The 18652-nt window shown below is 61.2% G+C and carries 17 protein-coding genes and 1 other RNA gene; 10 read left to right on the top strand and 8 right to left on the bottom strand.

Features of this window, described 5'->3' with window-relative positions:
* Positions 1 to 14 precede the first annotated feature (14 nt).
* Both V8P77_RS03080 and metF read left to right on the top strand, forming a co-directional pair.
* The gene (locus tag V8P77_RS03080; protein ID WP_020050858.1) at positions 15 to 1040 is read left to right on the top strand and encodes an ArsR/SmtB family transcription factor; all 1026 of its coding nucleotides are present in this window, start codon (positions 15 to 17) and stop codon (positions 1038 to 1040) included.
* Position 1041: 1 nt separating this feature from the next.
* On the top strand, positions 1042 to 1947 hold the full coding sequence (gene metF, locus V8P77_RS03085) for a methylenetetrahydrofolate reductase [NAD(P)H] (RefSeq protein ID WP_335910630.1): 906 nt from the start codon (positions 1042 to 1044) through the stop codon (positions 1945 to 1947).
* A 479-nt stretch (positions 1948 to 2426) separates the two neighbouring features.
* Here metF and V8P77_RS03090 read toward each other — a convergent pair whose 3' ends face one another.
* The 5 genes from V8P77_RS03090 to V8P77_RS03110 all read right to left on the bottom strand — a co-directional run bounded on the left by V8P77_RS03090 (position 2427) and on the right by V8P77_RS03110 (position 7593).
* Positions 2427 to 3332, bottom strand: a complete 906-nt coding sequence (locus V8P77_RS03090) for a DMT family transporter (protein WP_335910631.1) — start codon at positions 3330 to 3332, stop codon at positions 2427 to 2429.
* 123 nt (positions 3333 to 3455) lie between these two features.
* Positions 3456 to 4673 (bottom strand): lytic murein transglycosylase, encoded by a 1218-nt coding sequence (locus tag V8P77_RS03095; RefSeq protein ID WP_335910632.1) that lies wholly within the window; start codon positions 4671 to 4673, stop codon positions 3456 to 3458.
* A gap of 81 nt (positions 4674 to 4754) precedes the next feature.
* Positions 4755 to 5552, bottom strand: a complete 798-nt coding sequence (locus tag V8P77_RS03100; protein WP_335910633.1) for a glycoside hydrolase family 25 protein — start codon at positions 5550 to 5552, stop codon at positions 4755 to 4757.
* Between the two features lie 125 nt (positions 5553 to 5677).
* A complete protein-coding gene (locus tag V8P77_RS03105) occupies positions 5678 to 6352 on the bottom strand; it encodes a class I SAM-dependent methyltransferase (RefSeq protein ID WP_335910634.1) in 675 nt (224 codons plus the stop codon).
* Entirely contained in the window at positions 6349 to 7593 is a 1245-nt protein-coding gene (locus tag V8P77_RS03110; RefSeq protein WP_335910635.1) for a BtaA family protein, read from the bottom strand. The genes V8P77_RS03105 and V8P77_RS03110 overlap by 4 nt, the downstream gene beginning before the upstream one ends.
* A gap of 193 nt (positions 7594 to 7786) precedes the next feature.
* On the opposite strand from V8P77_RS03110, the gene V8P77_RS03115 reads away from it, so the two are divergent.
* Positions 7787 to 9211, top strand: coding sequence for a serine hydrolase domain-containing protein (locus V8P77_RS03115; protein WP_335910636.1), 1425 nt, complete (start codon positions 7787 to 7789; stop codon positions 9209 to 9211).
* 101 nt (positions 9212 to 9312) lie between these two features.
* Here V8P77_RS03115 and V8P77_RS03120 read toward each other — a convergent pair whose 3' ends face one another.
* From V8P77_RS03120 to V8P77_RS03130, 3 genes are all read right to left on the bottom strand, one after another.
* Positions 9313 to 10257, bottom strand: coding sequence for a transglycosylase SLT domain-containing protein (locus tag V8P77_RS03120; protein WP_335910637.1), 945 nt, complete (start codon positions 10255 to 10257; stop codon positions 9313 to 9315).
* Between the two features lie 125 nt (positions 10258 to 10382).
* Positions 10383 to 11018, bottom strand: coding sequence for a LysE family translocator (locus tag V8P77_RS03125; protein ID WP_335910638.1), 636 nt, complete (start codon positions 11016 to 11018; stop codon positions 10383 to 10385).
* A gap of 57 nt (positions 11019 to 11075) precedes the next feature.
* Entirely contained in the window at positions 11076 to 12287 is a 1212-nt protein-coding gene (locus V8P77_RS03130; protein WP_020050848.1) for a pyrophosphate--fructose-6-phosphate 1-phosphotransferase, read from the bottom strand.
* Between the two features lie 409 nt (positions 12288 to 12696).
* On the opposite strand from V8P77_RS03130, the gene V8P77_RS03135 reads away from it, so the two are divergent.
* The 7 genes from V8P77_RS03135 (at position 12697) to rsmH (ending at position 18651) form a co-directional block, all read left to right on the top strand.
* Entirely contained in the window at positions 12697 to 13404 is a 708-nt protein-coding gene (locus V8P77_RS03135) for a J domain-containing protein (RefSeq protein WP_003541438.1), read from the top strand.
* Positions 13401 to 14162: an N-acetylmuramoyl-L-alanine amidase gene (locus V8P77_RS03140; protein ID WP_335910639.1), complete on the top strand. Its 762-nt coding sequence runs from the start codon at positions 13401 to 13403 to the stop codon at positions 14160 to 14162. Before V8P77_RS03135 ends, V8P77_RS03140 begins: the two co-directional genes overlap by 4 nt.
* Positions 14163 to 14424: 262 nt before the next feature.
* Entirely contained in the window at positions 14425 to 15045 is a 621-nt protein-coding gene (locus V8P77_RS03145) for a lytic transglycosylase domain-containing protein (protein WP_335910640.1), read from the top strand.
* Between the two features lie 83 nt (positions 15046 to 15128).
* The gene (locus tag V8P77_RS03150) at positions 15129 to 16304 is read left to right on the top strand and encodes an NAD(P)/FAD-dependent oxidoreductase (RefSeq protein ID WP_335910641.1); all 1176 of its coding nucleotides are present in this window, start codon (positions 15129 to 15131) and stop codon (positions 16302 to 16304) included.
* Between the two features lie 53 nt (positions 16305 to 16357).
* An RNA gene (gene rnpB / locus V8P77_RS03155) (RNase P RNA component class A) lies at positions 16358 to 16755 on the top strand.
* 415 nt (positions 16756 to 17170) lie between these two features.
* Positions 17171 to 17608, top strand: a complete 438-nt coding sequence (gene mraZ, locus V8P77_RS03160) for a division/cell wall cluster transcriptional repressor MraZ (protein ID WP_335910642.1) — start codon at positions 17171 to 17173, stop codon at positions 17606 to 17608.
* 17 nt (positions 17609 to 17625) lie between these two features.
* On the top strand, positions 17626 to 18651 hold the full coding sequence (rsmH, locus tag V8P77_RS03165; RefSeq protein ID WP_335910643.1) for a 16S rRNA (cytosine(1402)-N(4))-methyltransferase RsmH: 1026 nt from the start codon (positions 17626 to 17628) through the stop codon (positions 18649 to 18651).
* The last annotated feature ends 1 nt before the right edge of the window (position 18652 follow it).

Consider the following 18652-nt stretch of genomic DNA (forward strand, 5'->3'; position numbering starts at 1 on the left):
TGATTGGATCGAAGATGAGCGAACCCTTGAAGCTTGGACTGGATGCGCTGGTGGACGTCTTGAAGGCGGCCGGCGAGCCCACGCGCCTGCGTCTTCTGGCGCTTCTTGACGGCGGCGATCTGACGGTGACCGATCTTACCGAAATTCTCGGCCAATCCCAGCCCCGCATCTCCCGCCACCTGAAGCTGCTCGGCGAGGCCGAACTGATCGAACGCTACCAGGAGGGCGCCTGGGCCTATTTCCGCCTCAAGCAGGACGGTAAGGCCGCCATGCTGGTGCGGGCGTTGCTGAAGCATGTTTCTGAGAACGATCCGACCATCCTTCGCGACGGCGAGCGGCTTTCGCAGGTCAAGCGCCAGCGCGCCGAGCGGGCACAGGCCTATTTCAGCCGCAACGCGGCCGAATGGGACGAGCTTCGCCGCCTGCATGCCGCCGATGAGGAGGTCGACGCCGCCGTCATCCGGCTGCTCGGCAGCCAGCCGATCGACTCGCTGCTCGATCTCGGCACCGGCACCGGCCGCATCCTCGAACTCCTGTCCGGGCTCTACCGCCGGGCGACCGGCGTCGATGCCAGCCGCGACATGCTGAGCGTGGCGCGCGCCAATCTCGACAAGTCCCGCATCACCAAGGCCACCGTGCGCCACGCCGACATCCTGAACCTGCCGTTCGAGGGACAGGATTTCGATCTGGTGACGATCCATCAGGTGCTGCATTTCTTCGATCAGCCAGAGATTGCGATCGCGGAAGCGGCGCGCATGCTCCGGCCGGGCGGCCGGCTCGTGGTCATCGACCTTGCGCCGCACACGCTCGAATATCTCCGCGACGAGCATGCGCATGTCCGTCTCGGCTTTTCGCACCAGGCAATGTCCGACTGGTTGCGCAAGGCCGGGCTCGACGTCGAGCAGGTCGTCGATCTTCATCCGGGTCAGCAAAGCGGGCAGGGGTTGACGGTCACCGTCTGGCTCGCGCGCGATCCGAGGCGCCTCATGGCTTCGCAGACGAGCGAAGGCGCCGAACCTACATTTGCCGGGAGGGTATGACATGGCTTTGAAAAACGAAGCACGCGGCCGCAACGAGATTAGAGTCTCCTTCGAATTCTTCCCGCCGAAATCGGAGGAGATGGAAGGCCAGCTCTGGCACGCCGTCGGCCAGTTGCAGGACTGGGACCCGGATTTCGTCTCGGTGACCTATGGCGCCGGCGGCACCACCAAGGCGCCGACACTCTCCACCGTCACGCGCTTCCTCTCGCAGACGCCGCTTGCCACCGCCTCGCATCTCACCTGCGTCGGCGCGACGAAGGAAGAGACGCATCAGGTGGTCGACACCTTCCGCAAAGCCGGCGTGACGCATTTCGTGGCGCTGCGCGGCGATGCGCCCGGCGGTGCCGGCGCGCCCTACCAGCCGCATCCCGGCGGTTATGCCAATGCGGCGGAGCTGGTGGCCGGCCTGAAGGAAGTCGGCGATTTCGAGATTTCGGTTTCCGCCTATCCGGAAAAACACCCGGAAAGCCGTGATACGGCGGCCGATATCGACATGCTGAAGCGCAAGGCCGACAATGGCGCCGACCGGGCACTGACGCAGTTCTTCTTCGACAACGACAATTTCGAGCGCTACCTGGAGCGGGTGCGCGGCGCCGGCATCTCGATCCCCGTCGTGCCCGGTATCATGCCGATCCAGAACCTGACGCAGCTCAAGCGTTTCGCCGGGGCCTGCGGCACTGTTATCCCCGCCTTCCTCGACGAGCGCTTTGCGGGCTTCGACGACAAGCCCGAGGAGCGAGCGAAGGTCGCCGCCGAAGTCGCTGCCGAACAGATCGAAGATCTCGTCCGGCGCGGTATCCACGACTTCCATCTCTATACGATGAACCGTGCGCCGCTGGTTTCCGCCGTGCTCGACAATCTCGGCCTCTCGCGCCGGGTAGCAAAAAGTGCGGGCGCAGCCGCCTGATCTTTGCGCGTCTGAAAGACGCGCGGCGCTGTAAAAGTGAAAAGCGCATGTCGGGCGGGACATGCGCTTTTTCGTTGGCGGATTGATCAGTTCTTCAGGAGTTTAGGCACTATCAGTCATTACACTTTCGTCGGCCAGCTCAGATGAAGAGCATGGACAAGACGAAAGCAAACGCTGCACTGACCAACAGAACATTCAAGGATTGCGTGAGTCCCATGTCTGTCTCCTCGCGTTAACCGGCCAATAATATGTCTGAAATATGTCGGTTGGGAAGCAGATCTTATGCTGCGCTGCAGAAGGGTTCAGTGGATAAGTCGAATAGCGATTCGGCAAGCATTTGAAATTATTTGTTAATTTTCAAAAAATTTTGTTCACAGATTTTAACATGTCGTTAAATCGGGCGATTGCGCATTTACCTATGCGCCCAAAACATGGCAGGATCGCAACCGGTTGAAAACATGTGGAATTCGCAACCAGCATCAGGCGGCCTTGGCCAGCAGCCGATAGGCGCGGCCGTCGAGAATGACGAGGCCGAAACCGATCAGCGCCATGCCGGCAAACTCGCTCAGTGCCAGCCTTTCTCCGAGGAAGAGCACGCCGAGAAGGATGGCGCTCGGCGGCACCAGCAGGGTGACGAGCGAGGCATTGGTGGCGCCGGCCGCCGCCATGATGCGGAAATAGAGGATGTAGCCGAAGGCGGTCGACAGCAGCGCCAAAGCCAGGATGGCGAGGAGGGCATCGAGCGGCGGTGCGGCAAGCGCCCAGGGACGATCGGCCAGCAGCGACAGCGGCAGCGCAATCAGCGAAGAGGCGGTCAACTGGCCGGCTGCGGTAACAGGGGCGGGAACATTCTTGAAGCGTTTGCCGTAAGTGGCGGCGAAACCATAGGAGATTGCGGCAAGCACGGGAAGAAGCAGCGCCCAGAGCGGGGCCTGGCCACCGGCCGACATGCCGGGGCCGATCAGCACGATCGTTCCGGCCAGCCCGACGAGGCAACCGGCGATCTTTGTCGGCGACAGCTTTTCGTCTGAGGTGAAGTAGTTGGCGATCAGCACGGTCCAGATCGGCGTCGTCGCATTCAGGATCGCCGCAAGACCGGCGCCGATGCGGGTCTGGCCGAAGAAGATCAGCGCATGCGGCAGGGCGTTGTTGATGAGCCCGAGGATCAGGAATTCGCGCCAGCGGGCCTTGAGGATCGCATAGAAGTCGAAACGGCCGGCGATATAAATATGCAGCGCCAGCGCTGCGAGCAGCAGCCTGAAGAAGACGAGAGTCAGTGGCGGCACGTGGTGGACGGCGATGCGGGCAAAGAAGAAGGAGCCGCCCCAGATCAGGCCGAGCAGCACCAGCAGCCCCCAGGTCCAGGCATTCATTCTGCTGTCCATGCAGATTCCTCCACCGCAAGCCGTTTTGCCGAAAGCCGGTTTTCGATTTCATGCTTTAGCGCAGGCGGCGGACCGCGCCACCCGTTTCTTGCGAAGCGGGCGGCGGTTGGGCGTCCGCGGGGATCAGAGGGCGTTGAGAAGGGCCGGCGTCGCCCAGCCGTCGGCCGGCATGCCGAGGCGTTGCTGCTCCTTCTGGATCGCGACGCGTGTGCCGGAACCGAGAATGCCGTCGATTTCTCCGACATCATGGCCGAGCGACTGCAGCTTGGTTTGCAGCGCCTTCATCTGATCGCTGGCGAGCCCCTGTTCCGGCGCGCCCTTGAGATAGGGTTCGGCGCCCGAAAGGCGTGTTCCGAAATAGGCGGCCGAGGTCGTGTAGATGAACGACTTGTTCCATTCGAGATAGATCTTGAAATTGGGATAGGCGATGAAGGCCGGTCCCATGCGGCCCTGCGGCAGCACAAGGTCGCCTTCGAGATCGCCGAAAGCTGTATTGCCGTCGCGCGGCTTGACGCCGAGTGCGAACCATTCGGCGGCCTTCATCGTGCCGCCAAGACCAGATTTCTCAAAGGGCAGGTTATCGGGCACGGTCACTTCCTGCAGCCAGGGCTGGCCGCGCTCGAAGCCGAGATGCTGGATGAATTTCGCCGCCGTCAGGATGGCGTCCGGGCTGCTCTGTTTCAGGCGGACATGGCCGTCGCCGTCGCCATCCATGCCGTAGGCAATGATGTCGCGCGGCAGCATCTGCACCTGGCCGATCTCGCCGGCCCAGGCGCCGGTATTGGTGGCGGGGTCGAGGTCGCCATGCTGGACCATCTCGATAAGGGCGATCAGCTGCGGGCGGAAGAGTTCCGGGCGGCGGCAGTCATGCGACAGCGTCACCAGAGCGTTGCGGGTGTTGAAATCGCCCTGGACGGCGCCGAAATCGGTTTCCATCGCCCAGAAGGCGGTGATGACGCCTGGGGGCACGCCGAATTCCTGCTCGGCGCGGGCAAAGACATCGGCATATTGCTTCATCTTCTGGCGGCCGATGTCGAGGCGGGCCTGGCTGACGGTGCGCTGGGAGAATTCGAGGAAGGTCTGCTTGAAGACGCCCTGCGCGCGATCGCGACTCAGGACCTTGGGATCGATCTCGGCGCCGGCGAAGGCCTCGTCGGCGGCTGCCGCACTGGCGCCGGCTGCGACCGCATCTTTCTTGACGCCTTCGAGGAAGGTGGATAGATCGCCGCCGCAGGGCGCTGCCGGGGCTGCGCCCGGCGCCTGCTGGGCGGACGCGCCGCCTGCGAGGGCGAAGGCAAACAGAAGGGCGAGTGCAGAGCGGCTTGCGAGCGAGCGGTGCATGGATGCGGTCCTTATATCAAACAGATTTCCGTCGCTTTCACAGACGAATGTGACGGAAGCAAGAAACATCGCAAGACGTTACTAAGAATTTCTATCCTTGGAAACGGCGGCGACCCAATTGTTCCAGTTCTTTGCGCTGCCGCCAAAGACATTGATGTCGGTCGGCCCACGGATGCCGGGAATAACGCCGGTCGAGGTATATTGCCAGAAGGCCCAACGGCGGTCGGAATAGGTCTCCTCGGGGTGTTTTGCCACCGAACGGACCCAGAAATGATAATCCTGGAAGTAGCCGACGAGATTTTCGCGGTGGAAATCGACCGAGGTATAGATGATCGGCCGCTTGCCGTAATAGGCCTCCAGCCGGTCCATGAAACGCTGCATTTCGGCGCGCACCGTTTCAGCGTCGGGACGGTAGCGGCAGGTCTTCGATTCGCCGTTCCATTCGACGTCAAGCACCGGCGGCAGGCGCATGGCCGCCTTCGGCACGTTGCGGATGAACCAGTCGGCCTGCTGATCGGCGGAGGAGCAGAAATAGTAGAAATGATAGGGAGCGTGCGGGATGCCGGCGGCGCCAGCCTCTCGCCAGTATTCGTCGAAGCGCGGATCGAGCCTGTCCTTGCCTTCGGTGGCTTTGATGAAGGCGAAGGCGACGCCGGAATTCTTCACCGTGCCCCAGTCGATATCGCCCTGCCATTTGGAAATATCGATGCCGTGCACCGGATTCTGCTGCGGATGCTTTGCTCCGAAATCCTGGGGATCGGTGTCCTTGAAGCGCGTCTTCGGCTTGATCGACGCCGTTTCGAGATAGTCATAACCCGAGGAGCTGCAGCCGGCCAAAAGGACGGCCAAGGGCAAAACGCAAAACAATAGCCGGCGCATGGGCGTCCCGTCGTAGCTCGAATGATCTCTTTGCCCCACAGCCTGACCTTCGAAAAAGACGAGTCGGCAGAGGATAACCCTTTTTTCACCATATCAACGTAAAAAATCGGTTAGTTTCAAGCGAATTATGAGCGCTTGCTGATAATGGCTGCCCGCCAGGCATAACCGCCGCCGACGGTATTAAACAACAATGTCGCGTTGTTTTCATGGGCTTGCGCTTCCAGGACCTCGCGCAGATCGTGACGCGGCGTGACGTGGAATTTCGCAAGCCAAGACTGCAGCATGCGCCGGAACCAGCCCGGCAGGCCTTCCTGCTGGCCGAAATCGACGATGTGCAGCTGGCCGCCGGGACTGAGGGCGGCGATCGATGCATCGACGGCGCGCTGCCAGTCCGGGATCATCGACAGGGCGTAGGAAATCAGGATGCGGTCGAAGCCGCTGACGCCGAATTCGCGCGGCGTGAACGCCGTGGCGTCGGCGACGCGGAATTCCGGGATTGTCGCCTTGTTGGCGAAGGTCTTGCGCGCTGAAATCAGCATTTCCTGGGAAATGTCGAGGCCGAACAGCTTGGCGGTCGGGAAATGCCGGTGGGCGAAGGCCATGTTGCGCCCGGTGCCGCAGCCGACTTCAAGCAGGGTGCCGCCCTCGGGAACGTCGAGATTACGGATGGTGCTGTCGCGGCCGAGAAGATAATATTTGCGGGTGAGGTCGTAGATATGGCGTTGATAGCGATACATGCCATCCATCAGGCTGGCATGTTCATCGTCCTTTGCTGCCATATCGGTATCGACCTTGGTCACGCCTTCTTCCCATAAATGTGGAAGCCGCCGTAGATCGCCGAGCGATCGAGCGCAGTCAGCTCACGCGACTTCTCCTCGAAGTAATCCCACTGGTCGCGGATTACCGGAGCCAGTCGGCCTTCGATGATGCTCTTTTCGGCGGCGGTGCGGAAGATCACGCGGGCGCCTTCGCGCGCCGTGCGGGTAATCTCCCTCCAGACGTCGTTCAGCTGCTCGTCCGTCATCCAGTCCTGCGCGTCGAGCAGGATATATCGGTCGCGCGAGGCGGCCGGCTCGCGGGCCAGAAGCTCGGTGAAGCTTGCGTGGTGAACGTTGACGCGGTCGACATTGGCGCGGATCACCTGATAGTGTTCCGACTTCAGATAGGTCGGCAGCGGGCCTTCCGCCTCGGTGCCGTAGCGACGGCCGAAGGCCTGCCAGGCGAAATAGTTGTCGCTCATCGGGAAATGACAGGCGAGCTTTTCCAGGCGGTGCTTCAGCACCGGCGCGATCGAATGATCCGCAGCAAGGCTTGCGAGTTCGTCATATTGCTGCGGCGGAATGCCGAGGCCGAAGAGCGAGCTTTTGCGGCCGGTGATCCAGCGCACGACCGGCTTTTCGAAGAGCGGCGCAATCTGCTCGTCGAAGAACTGGCGCTGCTCGCGGATCGAGCGGGTCTTGGTCATCTCGCGCAGCTTGACGCCATGCAGGCGGGCAAGAAGGTGGGCGGCGCCGATGAAGCGGCCGAGCAGGCCCGTTTCGTAAATGTTGCGGTCGAAGACTGTGACGCGGCGACGGCCGAACTTACGGCCGTTCCAGTAGCTGCGGGTCGCCTCATCGAGGCGGGCGGCGAGATGCTGGTCGTAGGCGCGGCTGTTCGACTTCTCGTTCGGCATTGCCAGGAAGCGGACGAGATCGGCATGGCCGGGAAGGTGCTTGAAGGCGGCAAGCTTCAGTCGGTTCAGCGCGATGTGGTGCGGGTTGAGATCGACGACGTCGATCGAGGCCGGCGCCTTGGAGAGATAGGCGAGCATGTTGCAGCCGCCGGAGCCGATGGTGACGATGCGATGGTTCGGTTTCAGCTCCATCGCCTGCATGTCGAGATCCGGATCCTCCCAGATCTGCGGATAGACGAGGCCGGAGAAGAGAAGCCCGAAGAGACGCTCGGAAAAGCCATCCTTCGAAAAAGCCTTGTGGCGAAGAAGGGCGTCTTTGAGTTTCCGGTTCTTGCGGAAGCCGGCATCCGGTGCAAATTCTGACATGAGTCTGTCACCTTTTTAGCGTTCAGGGCGTGTAGCGCGCCACTGCTACAGTTTGATGACGTGGGCTGTGGGCGCGCGCCGTTCGAAAACATCAAACTCCTCTGAAAGTGATCGAGGCGACGGATCTTCTTCGCGCCGCCCCCTTTCCGGCAGACGGAATTCCTGCTTCTCTCCGGGCATTCGGAGGAATGCCATGCGATTTGTCCCGCGTGTCCTGAAGGCGCTTACTCTCCTTCTTGTTCTCATCGTCGTTGCCGGCGCTGCCTGGTTGTTCGTCAGGCCGCCGGAACTTTTGCGCGTCGGCGACGGCTATGCCGCCAAGATTGTCTGTTCCAATGTCTTCATCGCCGGCCGCAACGCCGAGGACGTGCTGGAGGACGATGTGCAGGCGCCGGGAAACCCGCTGCTCCGGCTTGTGCGCGTCAGCGTCGACCGTGACAACGGCCGCGTGACGGCTCGCTTCATGGGGTTGTTCGCATCGAGTTATGCGCTCTATCGCGGCGGGCTCGGCTGCACGAGTGTGCCGGACGGCGATTTCGAAGCGGCGGCGAATGCCGTGCCCTTCGATCCGCCGGCCAAGATGGAGACGAACGATGCATTATGGCCGCAGGGCGAGGGCGTCGGCGATTCCGACGGGAAGATTGCCGCTGTGCTGGCCGATGCCGGGCTTGCCGGCCCGGCCATGCGGGCGGTCGTGGTGGTGCGGGATGGTCGCATCGTCGCGGAAGCCTATGCCCCCGGATTCTCGGCGAAGACGCCGCTGATCGGCTGGTCGATGACGAAGACGGTCAATGCGGCGATCCTCGGCCGCCTGATGCTCGACGGCAAGGTCTCCTTCGACGACGATCATCTGCTGGCGCAGTGGAAGGACGATGCACGCGCCAAAATAAAGGTTTCCGACCTGCTTGGCATGGAAAGCGGCCTTGCCTTCAACGAGAATTATGGCGATGTCGCCGACGTAACGCGCATGCTCTATCTCGATCCCGACATGGTATCGCTGCCGGCCCATGCGCCGGTGGAGGCGGCCCCCGGCAAGCGATTCCGCTATTCGAGTGGCACGGCGGTGCTTTTGTCGCGCATCTGGATGGACAGGGTCGGCAACGCTCAGGCGGCCTTTGCTTATCCGCATGACGCGCTGTTTGCGCCGCTGGGCATGACGAGCGCCGTATTCGAGCTCGATGCGCGCGGCACGTTCGCCGGGAGCTCCTATCTCTATGCGACGGCGCGTGATTGGGCGCGCTTCGGGCAGTTTCTGCTGCAGGACGGCGTGTGGAACGGTCGGCGGCTACTGCCGGAGGGTTTCGTCGGCGCCATGCGCACGCCGACGGCTGCTTCGAACGGCCGGTACACGCAGGGCCAGGCCTGGCTCGCTCCCGGCGGCGGCTCGAGCGCCGCGTTTGGGCTGCCGGAGGATACGTTCTGGCTGACGGGGCATGACGGGCAGAGCATGGCGATCGTGCCGTCCGCCAATCTGGTCGTGGTTCGGCTCGGACTGACGCCGAGCTGGTTCGGCTACCAGCCGCGGACGCTACTCAAGGCGATCCTGGCGGCCTTGCCGCAATCGGGAGCGCCGGAGCAGCAGGCCGGATCGCAACGGCAAGCCCAGCCGCAGCCATAAGGCCCGGGTTTGTTCAATCTCTGCTGCATATTCAAATGCTACAGCGTCCTTTGCGCGCCTGAAAAGACGCGCGGCGCGGTTGTTTCAGCAATTGCCGGGTTTCAGTAGTTACCGTGGGCGATGTCGGTCATGCCCTTGCGCTTGGCGTCGTAATAATAGCCGCGGGCGTAGAGGCGAACGGCATCGTCTTCCTTGCTGTCGGAGACGAGCCAAGCGCCGCGCAGATATTTCGCGGCATATTTTATGTTGGTTTCGGCATCGAAGAGGCCGCCCGGGGCACCGTCATAGCCCATGGACTTGGCGGTGTTGTACTTGATCTGCATGAGGCCGAAATAGCCGCGCTTGTTGTAGGCCTTCGCATTATAGCGGCTCTCGCGGTGGACGACGCGATGGAGCAGCGTCTCGGGAATTTCGTAGACCTTCGAATATTTCTGGATGAGCTTGGTGACAAAGCTCTTCTCGACCGTAGGTGCATCGTCTTTGTCGTCGTCGCTGAACATCGGGGGGGCGGTCGGCGGATCGATCGGCCCGGATTCGTCGAAACCGTAATCCATGCCGGCGCGCGGCGTGGTGTCGACTGCGGCAAGTGCTGCAAGCGCGCTGTTTTGCGGTGTCGCGGCAAAGGCAAGCTGCGTCGTCGGCTGTGCCGGCGTTCCCGGACGCGGCGTCGGCACGACGGACTGGATCGCCGTCATCTCGGGCGTCAACGGAATCTGCGCGTAGGCTGCCGGCTGTATGCCCGCCTGCATGGTGAGATCGGCAGGCTGAGAGGCTGTCACGGTCGGCATCGCCGTTGCGGTCAGGGAGGGGGATGATGCCTGGGGAATGGTGGCGCCGGCAACCGCCTGACCGGCTGCGCCTTCGGCTGTCGGGATCGCGGCGAGTGTTGCATCTTCGCCGGGTTTCGGCATTGGCACGACGGTCTGGGCAGCTGTCAGTTCGGCCTGGGAGGTGTATTCGACGCTGGCGCATCCCGTCATCACACCGCAGAGTATCGTGGAAACGATAAGACTACGTTTCAGGCCGGATAATCCGATCGCTACCATTCCGCCACTTTCGTGAAATCGCGCCGCCCCGGCAGCGTATAAAAGTTACCAAAAGCCTTAAGCCCTGGTGACCCCATTAACCTATTCGTGGCATTCCGGCAACCACGGAATATTTCGGAATATTTCTACGCTGCAATACGGCGATACCCGGCCGTTACGGCGCCTGCAGCGATCAGCAGAGTGCCTCCGGTTCGGTTTACGGCGCGCTGGATGCTCGCCTTGCGAATCAGTCCGCGCGCGCTATGGGCGAGAAAGGCGTAGGCGGAAGCGTTGAGGATCGCCAGCACGAGGAAGGTCGCTTCCATGATCGCCATCTGCCCGACGAAGGGCAGGGCCGGATTGAGGAACTGCGGCACGAAGGCGACGAAGAAGATGATGCTCTTCGGATTGAGGGCGGTGACGAGATAGGCGTGGAGGAAGATCTTGAGCGACTTCTCCTCCGGCAGATTGTCGTTGTCGGCAACCGGTTCGCCGATGATGGGAGCCCGCCAGAGCTTGATTCCCAGCCAGATCAGATAGGCGCCGCCGATCCACTTCAAGACGGTGAAGAGGGTCGCGGAGGCGGCCAGGACGGCACCGAGACCGAAGAGAGAGGCCGTCATCGCCGTGAAGTCACCAAGCGCCACGCCGCCCACCGTCGCGAACGCCGTCCGGCGCCCATGACCGAGCGCATAGGAAACGACGAGCAGTATCGTCGGCCCCGGTATGGCCAGCATGATGGCGGATGCGGCCGCAAAAGCGAGCCAAGCTTCAAGTGACATGGTGTCTCCTCCTATTCCTCAGGAACAAGCAAAGACATCATATTAACCATCCGTCAATCACGCTTCTTTGTATTTCTGGCCTATATTGTCCATGACTTCGGCAAACCATGCCGTCGAAAGGTCAAAAGCCTTGCCGCCCTTGATGCGCGGGAATTCTATAGTGCGCAATTTACCGTTCTGGCCTTCATCATGGCCGGTGACGCCGGAGACCTTATTGAGCGCGCTTTCGACGGCGAGATCGACCATGCTCTGGATCAGCCTGAGGTCATCGCCGTTGGCGGGCGCCGAGCGGGCGAAATAACCTGATTTCTGCACCAGGGAACGCTCGGCGTCGAGCAGATTGGCGAACTGTTTCTGGAACCAGGCGCCGACATTGATCGTGTCGATTTTCACATGGCCGAAAGCATCGCGCTTGACGGTCTCGCCGGCGGCTTCGCGCTCGGCGACGATGGCGTCGAGGCAGGCGCCTTCCGAGACGAAGACCGTGGCGTGGCCGTTGCGGTCCATGCTTTCCTTCAGCCGGGCGGCCTCGGCGTCGAGGTCGAAGGCCATCTCAGGCAGGTAGACGGCGTCGATACTCTTCAGGTGCGCGTCCATCATCAGGCCGTCGACATACTGGTTGCGGCTGGTGCGCTGCAGATAGGCGCGGGCGGTGGCCGCCGTCAGCCAACCGCAATGGCGGCCCATGACTTCATGGATGACGAGGGTGCGGGGGGCGGCGGTCTGTTCGTTGCCGACATTGTCGAAGAAATGAGCGCCGACTTCGGCGGCCGTCCAGGCGCCGAGCGACTGGCGGATCGGCACGACGTCATTGTCGACAGTCTTCGGCAGGCCGACGACGGTGAGATCGTAGCCGTTGGCGGCGAGGTAGGCGGCAAGGTCGGCGGCCGTGGTGTTGGTGTCGTCGCCGCCGATCGTGTGGAGAATGGTGATGCCGTCATTGGCGAGGCGTTCGGCGGCGACCCGCAGCGGGTTCTCGCCTTCCTTGACGAGGCCGCGCTTGACGCAGTCGGCGGCATTGGTGAGCTTGACGCGGCTGTTGCCAATCGGCGAGCCACCGTAGCGGTGCAGCAGCGGCGCCTTTTCGCGCATCGCGCGGCTGATCTCGATGCTGTCGCCAAGGAGCACACCCTGGTAACCCGACTTGTAAGCGACGATTTCGAGTTCGGGCGCGACGTCGCTATAGCGTTCGATGAGGCCGCCGACGGCGGACGAAAGACAGGGCGCCAGGCCTCCGGCGGTCAGCATTGCGACTTTCTGTTTGGCCATGATCCCTCCTACGGTGTTTCGGTGCGGCAGCTTAGCTAGCGCATGGATGCGGCAGGGAAAGGGCCCTGTAAAGTAAAGAATTTACGAAAAATGCGCCTTTCTGCCGTGTTGCATCGTAAAGGCGACGCGAAGTGCTGATATAATCGTTTCAACCCGGTCTGCGTGTCGGGAACTGCCCGTGGAAATTTCCGCCGCGAGCTCCGGAATCCACATGCCCGGCAATGCCGGCGACCGCCGGCCATGCCCTCACGCGAGATGAAAGCGGGCGTGATGAATCGTTTGCTGCGGTGCGACAATTACCAAATCGTGAAAACTGTGTTCGGCCCTACGACGAATAGTCGCCTTGCAAAGGCTGCGATTCTTTGGTCAAGCTGTTTCTCTATAAGTTGACAAGTGTGTGAGATTTTCGATGTCCTTCTGGGAAAAACTGTTGAATGCCATTGGCAATACCGCAGGCAATGCGCTGTCTGCGGTGGTCGAGGCTATCCGCACGGTTTTTGAAGGCGATCCCGAGACCCGGCGTAAGGTGGCTTTCTCGGTGGCGATCATCGCGCTGTCGGCCAAGATGGCCAAGGCCGACGGCATCGTCAGCGAGAAGGAGGTCGAAGCTTTTCGCGAAATCTTCGAGTTTCCGCAGGATCAGGCGAAGAATGTCGCCAGGCTCTACAATCTCGCGCGGCAGGACGTCGCCGGCTACGAAGCTTATGCCGAACGGCTCTCCACGCTCTGCGTTACCTGTGCGGCCAATTGCCCGGTGCTGGAAGACGTGCTCGACGGCCTCTTCCACATCGCCAAGGCCGACGGGCTGATCCACGAGAAGGAACTGAATTTCCTGGGCCATATCGGCGAGATCTTCCAGATGAGCGAAACCCGCTTCGAGCAGATCGCCGCCCGCCACGTCTCGTCCGGCGGCGATCCCTACAAGGTGCTCGGTGTGTCGCCTTCGGATGATTTCCCGACCATCCGCCGCCGTTACCACGGCCTCGTCAGCGAACATCATCCCGACCGGCTGATCTCGCGCGGCGTGCCGAAGGAATTCCATGTGATCGCCAATGAGCGCATGGCGGCGCTGAACGCGGCCTATGAGGCGATCGAGAAGGAACGCCGCGCCGCATGACCTCTTTCGAGGCCGACTGCAGAAGCGCCCGCGTGCAGCCTTCGCCGAACCATGGCGAACGGGCGGACGGGCGCCGTCCCGACATGATCCTGCTGCACTATACCGGCATGCCGACGGCAGATGGCGCGCTCGACTGGCTCTGTCGCGCCGAAAGCCAGGTCTCCAGCCATTATTTCGTGCATGAGAACGGCGAGGTGGTACAGCTCGTGCCGGAGACACGGCGTGCCTGGCACGCGGGGAAAAGCAGCTGGCACGGCGAGACCGACATCAATTCACTGTCGATCGGCATCGAGGTCGCCAATGCAGGCCATCCCGGCGGGCTTCCTGATTATCCGAAAGAGCAGATCGCCGCGGTGATCAAATTGTGTCGCGACTGTGTCAAACGTTGGTCGATCGCGCCGGAACGGGTCCTCGGGCATTCCGATGTCGCTCCGATCCGCAAGGTCGATCCGGGCGAGAAATTCCCCTGGGCCGCGCTCCACCAAGCAGGCATCGGGCACTGGGTCGAGCCGGCAACGATCACCGGCGGGCGCTTCTTCCAACGCGGCGATACCGGCCAACCTGTGGAAGCGCTGCAGTCGATGCTGTCTCTTTATGGTTACGGCACTGAAATCACAGGCGAATTCTCGGAAAAAACGGCGGGTGACGTCGAAGCTTTCCAGCGGCATTTTCGGCCCGAACGGATAGATGGCATCGCCGATTTCTCGACGATCGACACGCTGCACCGGCTGCTGTCGGCTTTGCCGCGTTATTCCTGATTCCTCGACAATTACTGAAACGCCGAATTTCGCACTGCAGCGCGAAATTCGGCCTGCCACATCATTTCCCTATTATCTCCTCATTGCGATGGTCTAAGAACGTCCGCCAAGCGGGGCTCGGGCTTGTTTTCGAGTTAAACCAAGGGCGTTATGTGAAACGATAAGAATTACCGGGAATCCAGATCGGTCCTTGATCTGGTATTCATTGTGACAGCGAGGCGCGCCGTCCGGAAATTCTTTGGGTCGGAGTGTTCAAGACTACATGAGAAAACTGATTGTTGTTGCTGCAACATGCGTTGGCATGGTGCTGGCGGGAAATAGCTTTGCCTTTGCGAATGATTGGGGTGTGCGAGCCGATGCGCCGGTGAAGAAAGTCGAGCGTCCTTCGAAGAAGACAGAGCGTCCGTTGAAGAAAGCGGAGCGTTCGGTCAAGCCGGCGAAGCGTCCGCTCAAGACGGCGGAACGCCCGCTGAAGTCGGTCGAGCGCCAGAGCGGTTACCCCGTCGCCAATGTTTCCGGCAATTCCTATTCCGTACTGATCAGCAAATATGCGAACCAATATGATGTACCGGTTGCGCTTGCGACCGCGGTCATCCGCATTGAAAGCAATTTCAATCCGAATGCGCGCGGCAGCCACGGTGAAATCGGCCTGATGCAGATAAAGCCTGCAACTGCCCGCATGATGGGCTATTCCGGCAGCGCCAAGGGCCTGTTCGATCCGGAAACCAACATCAAGTACGGCATGAAATATCTGGCTGCCGCCCATGATCTCGGTGGTGGCGAGACCTGCAACACCATCCTCAAATACAATGCCGGCCATGGCGCCACGCGCATGAACCCGGTGTCCAAGTCCTATTGCGGCAAGGTTCTGGCAATGCTCTGAGCGCTGAAGCGCATATCCCTGACAAAGAGCTGGATGATTCAAGATGATTGCTATGGTATCGCTGGAATTTAGCGAGGTGCGATATGGCGGTCGATTTCAGGTTCATCGTTATCGGCCGCGGCATGATGGGTGCCGCGGCCGCAAAATATCTGGCACGCCAGACGGACGGCGTCGCCGTCATCGGCCCTGATGAGCCTGATGACCGCAAGGCGCATCAGGGCGTCTTCGCCAGCCATTATGACGAGGGGCGCATCACCCGCACCATCGATCCCGACCGCAATTGGGCACTGCTCGCCAACCGCTCGATCGACCGCTATGGCGAGATCGCCCGCGACAGCGGGATCGATTTCTATCGCGAGGTCGGCTGCGTCGTCGTCGCGCCGACCGGGGGCGATTATCTCGAGAAAACCCGACAGGCCGCCGTTTCACTCGGCGTCGAGACCAGCCTGCTCGACGAGCAGGGGCTGAAGGCTGCCTTTCCCTTCTTCGCCTTTCCCGATGGGGGCGCGGGCGTCTTCGAGGCGAGGGGGGCCGGCCACATCAGTCCGCGTAAGCTTGTGAAAGCCCAATCGTTGCTGGCGGAAAAGGCAGGCGCCACGATCATCCGCGATCATGTCGTTTCGATCCGCAGCGAAGGTGGGTCGGCTGTCGTCGAGACATCAGATGGCCTGAGCCATCGTGCTGAAAAGGTGCTGCTGGCAGCTGGCGGATTTTCCATTGCGGAGAATCTGTTACCGCAGCCCGTTGCTATGACTGTTTATGCCCGGACCGTGACGCTTTTCGAGGTAAGCGATGCCGACGCGGCGCGCCTGGCCGCGATGCCGTCGCTCATTCTCCGGGCGCCCGGCATCGATATCTACCTGCTGCCGCCCATCCGGTATCCTGACGGTAAATTCTACCTGAAGATCGGCGGCGATCCTGACGATCTGGCGCTCCGCGACGACACGGAAATGCGCGCCTGGTTCAAGACCGGGGGGCGCGATACGGTGCGCGCGCATCTCAAACGCATCGTTGAAGGTCTTGTGCCCGATATGGTGCCGCTTTCGATTTCGACGGCCGCCTGCGTCGTGTCGCATACGGAAAGCGGCTATCCGATGATCGGCTATAGCTCATCGCCCGAGATCGCGGTGTTGACGGGCTGCGCCGGGACGTCGGCCAAGAGCTCGGACGAAATCGGCCGGCTTGGAGCCGAGCTGCTTTTGTCAGGAAGAATCGGCGAACAGGGCTACTCGACGGATTTCACACCGCAATTTCGGTAGGTAAATTTTGATTTCGATAGCAATTGCGATCTCTCTCGTTTATGGGAGCCCTGCCAGTTGGCTGGGCAGCCGCGCTTTACCAATGCCGAAAGGCGGTAGGGTGAGGAAAGTCCGGGCTCCACGGAAACACGGTGCCGGATAACGTCCGGCGAGGGCGACCTCAGGGAAAGTGCCACAGAAAGCAAACCGCCTGTCATGACAGGTAAGGGTGAAAGGGTGGGGTAAGAGCCCACCGCATCTCCGGCAACGGAAATGGCACGGTAAACCCCACCGGGAGCAAGACCGAATAGGGATGACGCGGTAGGCCGAAAGGTCTTCCGGCTGGTTTCCAGGCCAGTCATCCGGGTGGGTTGCGTGAGGCAGCGTGCGAACGCTGTCCCAGAGGAATGGCTGCCACGTTCCGGTTCGCGCCGGAGCCATACAGAACCCGGCTTACAGGCCAACTGGCGATTATCATCTTGAGGGCGCGGCAGCCGGATTTTCAGCGTAAGTCGCTGAAACCGGCTGTTTTCAAGCAGATGTTTATGCATCCATCGGATGGATTTTTCCTTTAGGGACACCAATGCGTGTCATTTGTAAGATGACGCCGCTAACCCTTTGTTAAACTTAACGGCTTATAAATTTTTGATCATGCGTCTATTGCAAAGTAGGCCTATCCCATTGACGCCCATATGGTCCCATGCTATCCCAAATGCGCACTGCACCAGGGCAATTATCTGCCCATTTATCGCAAAGCAAAGGCGTCTTCCTCTCCGGAAGCGTCGGAGGGGTTTTTGCTCATCCGGCTTGCGAAGTTGTGCCTGATATCGGGAGTTTCGGGCGTCTCATGGTCGTCCGGATCCCTGCGGGAACGGATGTTTCGTGTCATGAGCCGCTTCCTTTCGAATGCGACCAACAGGATCGACGCCAAGGGCAGGGTTTCCGTGCCTTCGGCTTTCCGATCCGTGCTGGCGCAGCGCAATGTCCAGGAGCTCTACGGCTTCCAGGACTTTGTGTTTCCGGCGATCAGCATCGGCGGTCCGGATCTTCTCGAAAGATTCGAACGGCAGATTGCTGCGGAGGATCCGTTTTCGCCGGATGCGAACGAGATGTCGCTTCTCATTCATGGAGGCGGGGTCTTCATGAAGCTCGACGCCGAGGGGCGGCTGATGGTCACGGATTTCATTCGTGGCTTTACCGGCATCTCGGACGAAGTGACCTTCGTCGGTCGGGCGGATCATTTTCAGCTCTGGCAGCCGCAGGCTTTTGTGGCCGCACAGGCGCAGGCACGAGGGGAGCGCAAGCTGGCGGGCAAGCGTTCCTGAAAGAACGAGGGAACGGAATGGTGGCGAATCCTGGCGGAGGTTCAACTGATGCCGGTGGCGGACCGGTTCGTCACGTTCCTGTTCTTCTCGACGAAGTCCTTGCGGCATTGGCGCCCGCGCCCGGCAAACTCATCCTCGACGGTACGTTCGGTGCGGGCGGTTACAGTTCAGCCATCCTTGCTGCCGGTGCCGAGGTGATCGCGCTCGATCGCGATCCGACGGCAATTGCGGCTGGCCAAGCGATGGTTGCCGCCCACGGCGGTCGTCTCAGGCTCGTTCATTCTCAATTTTCGCATCTTGCCGACCATGCGCCGCACGGTGGGCTCGACGGTGTCGTGCTCGATATCGGCGTCTCCTCCATGCAAATTGACGAGCCCGAACGTGGTTTCTCCTTCCAGAAGAGCGGGCCGCTCGACATGCGCATGTCGGCCGAAGGCGTTTCGGCTGCCGATGTCGTCAACCGCGCCAAGGTTGCCGATCTCATTCGCATCTTCCATTTTCTCGGCGAGGAAAGCCAGGCGCCGCGCATCGCCCATGCGATCGAGAAACGCCGCGAGGAAAAACCGTTCGAAACGACACGCGATCTTGCCGGTCTCATCGAACTCGTTACGCCGCGGAAGATGAAGGACAAGATCCATCCGGCAACGCGCGTCTTCCAGGCCTTGCGGATCTTCGTCAACGACGAGCTCGGCGAGCTGGCGCAGGCGCTGTTTGCGGCGGAAACGGTACTGAAGCCCGGCGGGCGGCTCGTCGTCGTTACCTTTCATTCGCTCGAAGACCGCATCGTCAAGAAGTTCTTCTCCGACCGCGCCGGCAAGGCGTCGGGTTCGCGGCATTTGCCGATCGCGCATGAGCGGGCGGCAACCTTTGCGCCGGTCGGCAAGCCGATGGTTTCGGCAAGCGAGGCGGAGGCGGAGAGCAATCCGCGCGCCCGCTCCGCCAAGCTGCGCGCCGGTCTGAGGACGGACGCCGCCGCCGAGGCCGCGGATATGTCGCTCTTCGGATTTCCCAATCTTGCCAGTCTCGGAAAGCTTGGAGGTTGAT

The sequence above is a fragment of the Rhizobium aouanii genome (assembly GCF_037002925.1).
In the GTDB taxonomy this organism is placed as follows: domain Bacteria; phylum Pseudomonadota; class Alphaproteobacteria; order Rhizobiales; family Rhizobiaceae; genus Rhizobium; species Rhizobium aouanii.

Coding starts and splice junctions, on each gene's coding strand:
- V8P77_RS03080 (WP_020050858.1), top strand. CDS start 15: ATGAGCGAACCCTTGAAGCTTGGACTGGATGCGCTGGTGGACGTCTTG.
- metF (WP_335910630.1), top strand. CDS start 1,042: ATGGCTTTGAAAAACGAAGCACGCGGCCGCAACGAGATTAGAGTCTCC.
- V8P77_RS03090 (WP_335910631.1), bottom strand. CDS start 3,332: ATGGACAGCAGAATGAATGCCTGGACCTGGGGGCTGCTGGTGCTGCTC.
- V8P77_RS03095 (WP_335910632.1), bottom strand. CDS start 4,673: ATGCACCGCTCGCTCGCAAGCCGCTCTGCACTCGCCCTTCTGTTTGCC.
- V8P77_RS03100 (WP_335910633.1), bottom strand. CDS start 5,552: ATGCGCCGGCTATTGTTTTGCGTTTTGCCCTTGGCCGTCCTTTTGGCC.
- V8P77_RS03110 (WP_335910635.1), bottom strand. CDS start 7,593: ATGTCAGAATTTGCACCGGATGCCGGCTTCCGCAAGAACCGGAAACTC.
- V8P77_RS03115 (WP_335910636.1), top strand. CDS start 7,787: ATGCGATTTGTCCCGCGTGTCCTGAAGGCGCTTACTCTCCTTCTTGTT.
- V8P77_RS03120 (WP_335910637.1), bottom strand. CDS start 10,257: ATGGTAGCGATCGGATTATCCGGCCTGAAACGTAGTCTTATCGTTTCC.
- V8P77_RS03125 (WP_335910638.1), bottom strand. CDS start 11,018: ATGTCACTTGAAGCTTGGCTCGCTTTTGCGGCCGCATCCGCCATCATG.
- V8P77_RS03130 (WP_020050848.1), bottom strand. CDS start 12,287: ATGGCCAAACAGAAAGTCGCAATGCTGACCGCCGGAGGCCTGGCGCCC.
- V8P77_RS03135 (WP_003541438.1), top strand. CDS start 12,697: ATGTCCTTCTGGGAAAAACTGTTGAATGCCATTGGCAATACCGCAGGC.
- V8P77_RS03140 (WP_335910639.1), top strand. CDS start 13,401: ATGACCTCTTTCGAGGCCGACTGCAGAAGCGCCCGCGTGCAGCCTTCG.
- V8P77_RS03145 (WP_335910640.1), top strand. CDS start 14,425: ATGAGAAAACTGATTGTTGTTGCTGCAACATGCGTTGGCATGGTGCTG.
- V8P77_RS03150 (WP_335910641.1), top strand. CDS start 15,129: ATGGCGGTCGATTTCAGGTTCATCGTTATCGGCCGCGGCATGATGGGT.
- mraZ (WP_335910642.1), top strand. CDS start 17,171: ATGAGCCGCTTCCTTTCGAATGCGACCAACAGGATCGACGCCAAGGGC.
- rsmH (WP_335910643.1), top strand. CDS start 17,626: ATGGTGGCGAATCCTGGCGGAGGTTCAACTGATGCCGGTGGCGGACCG.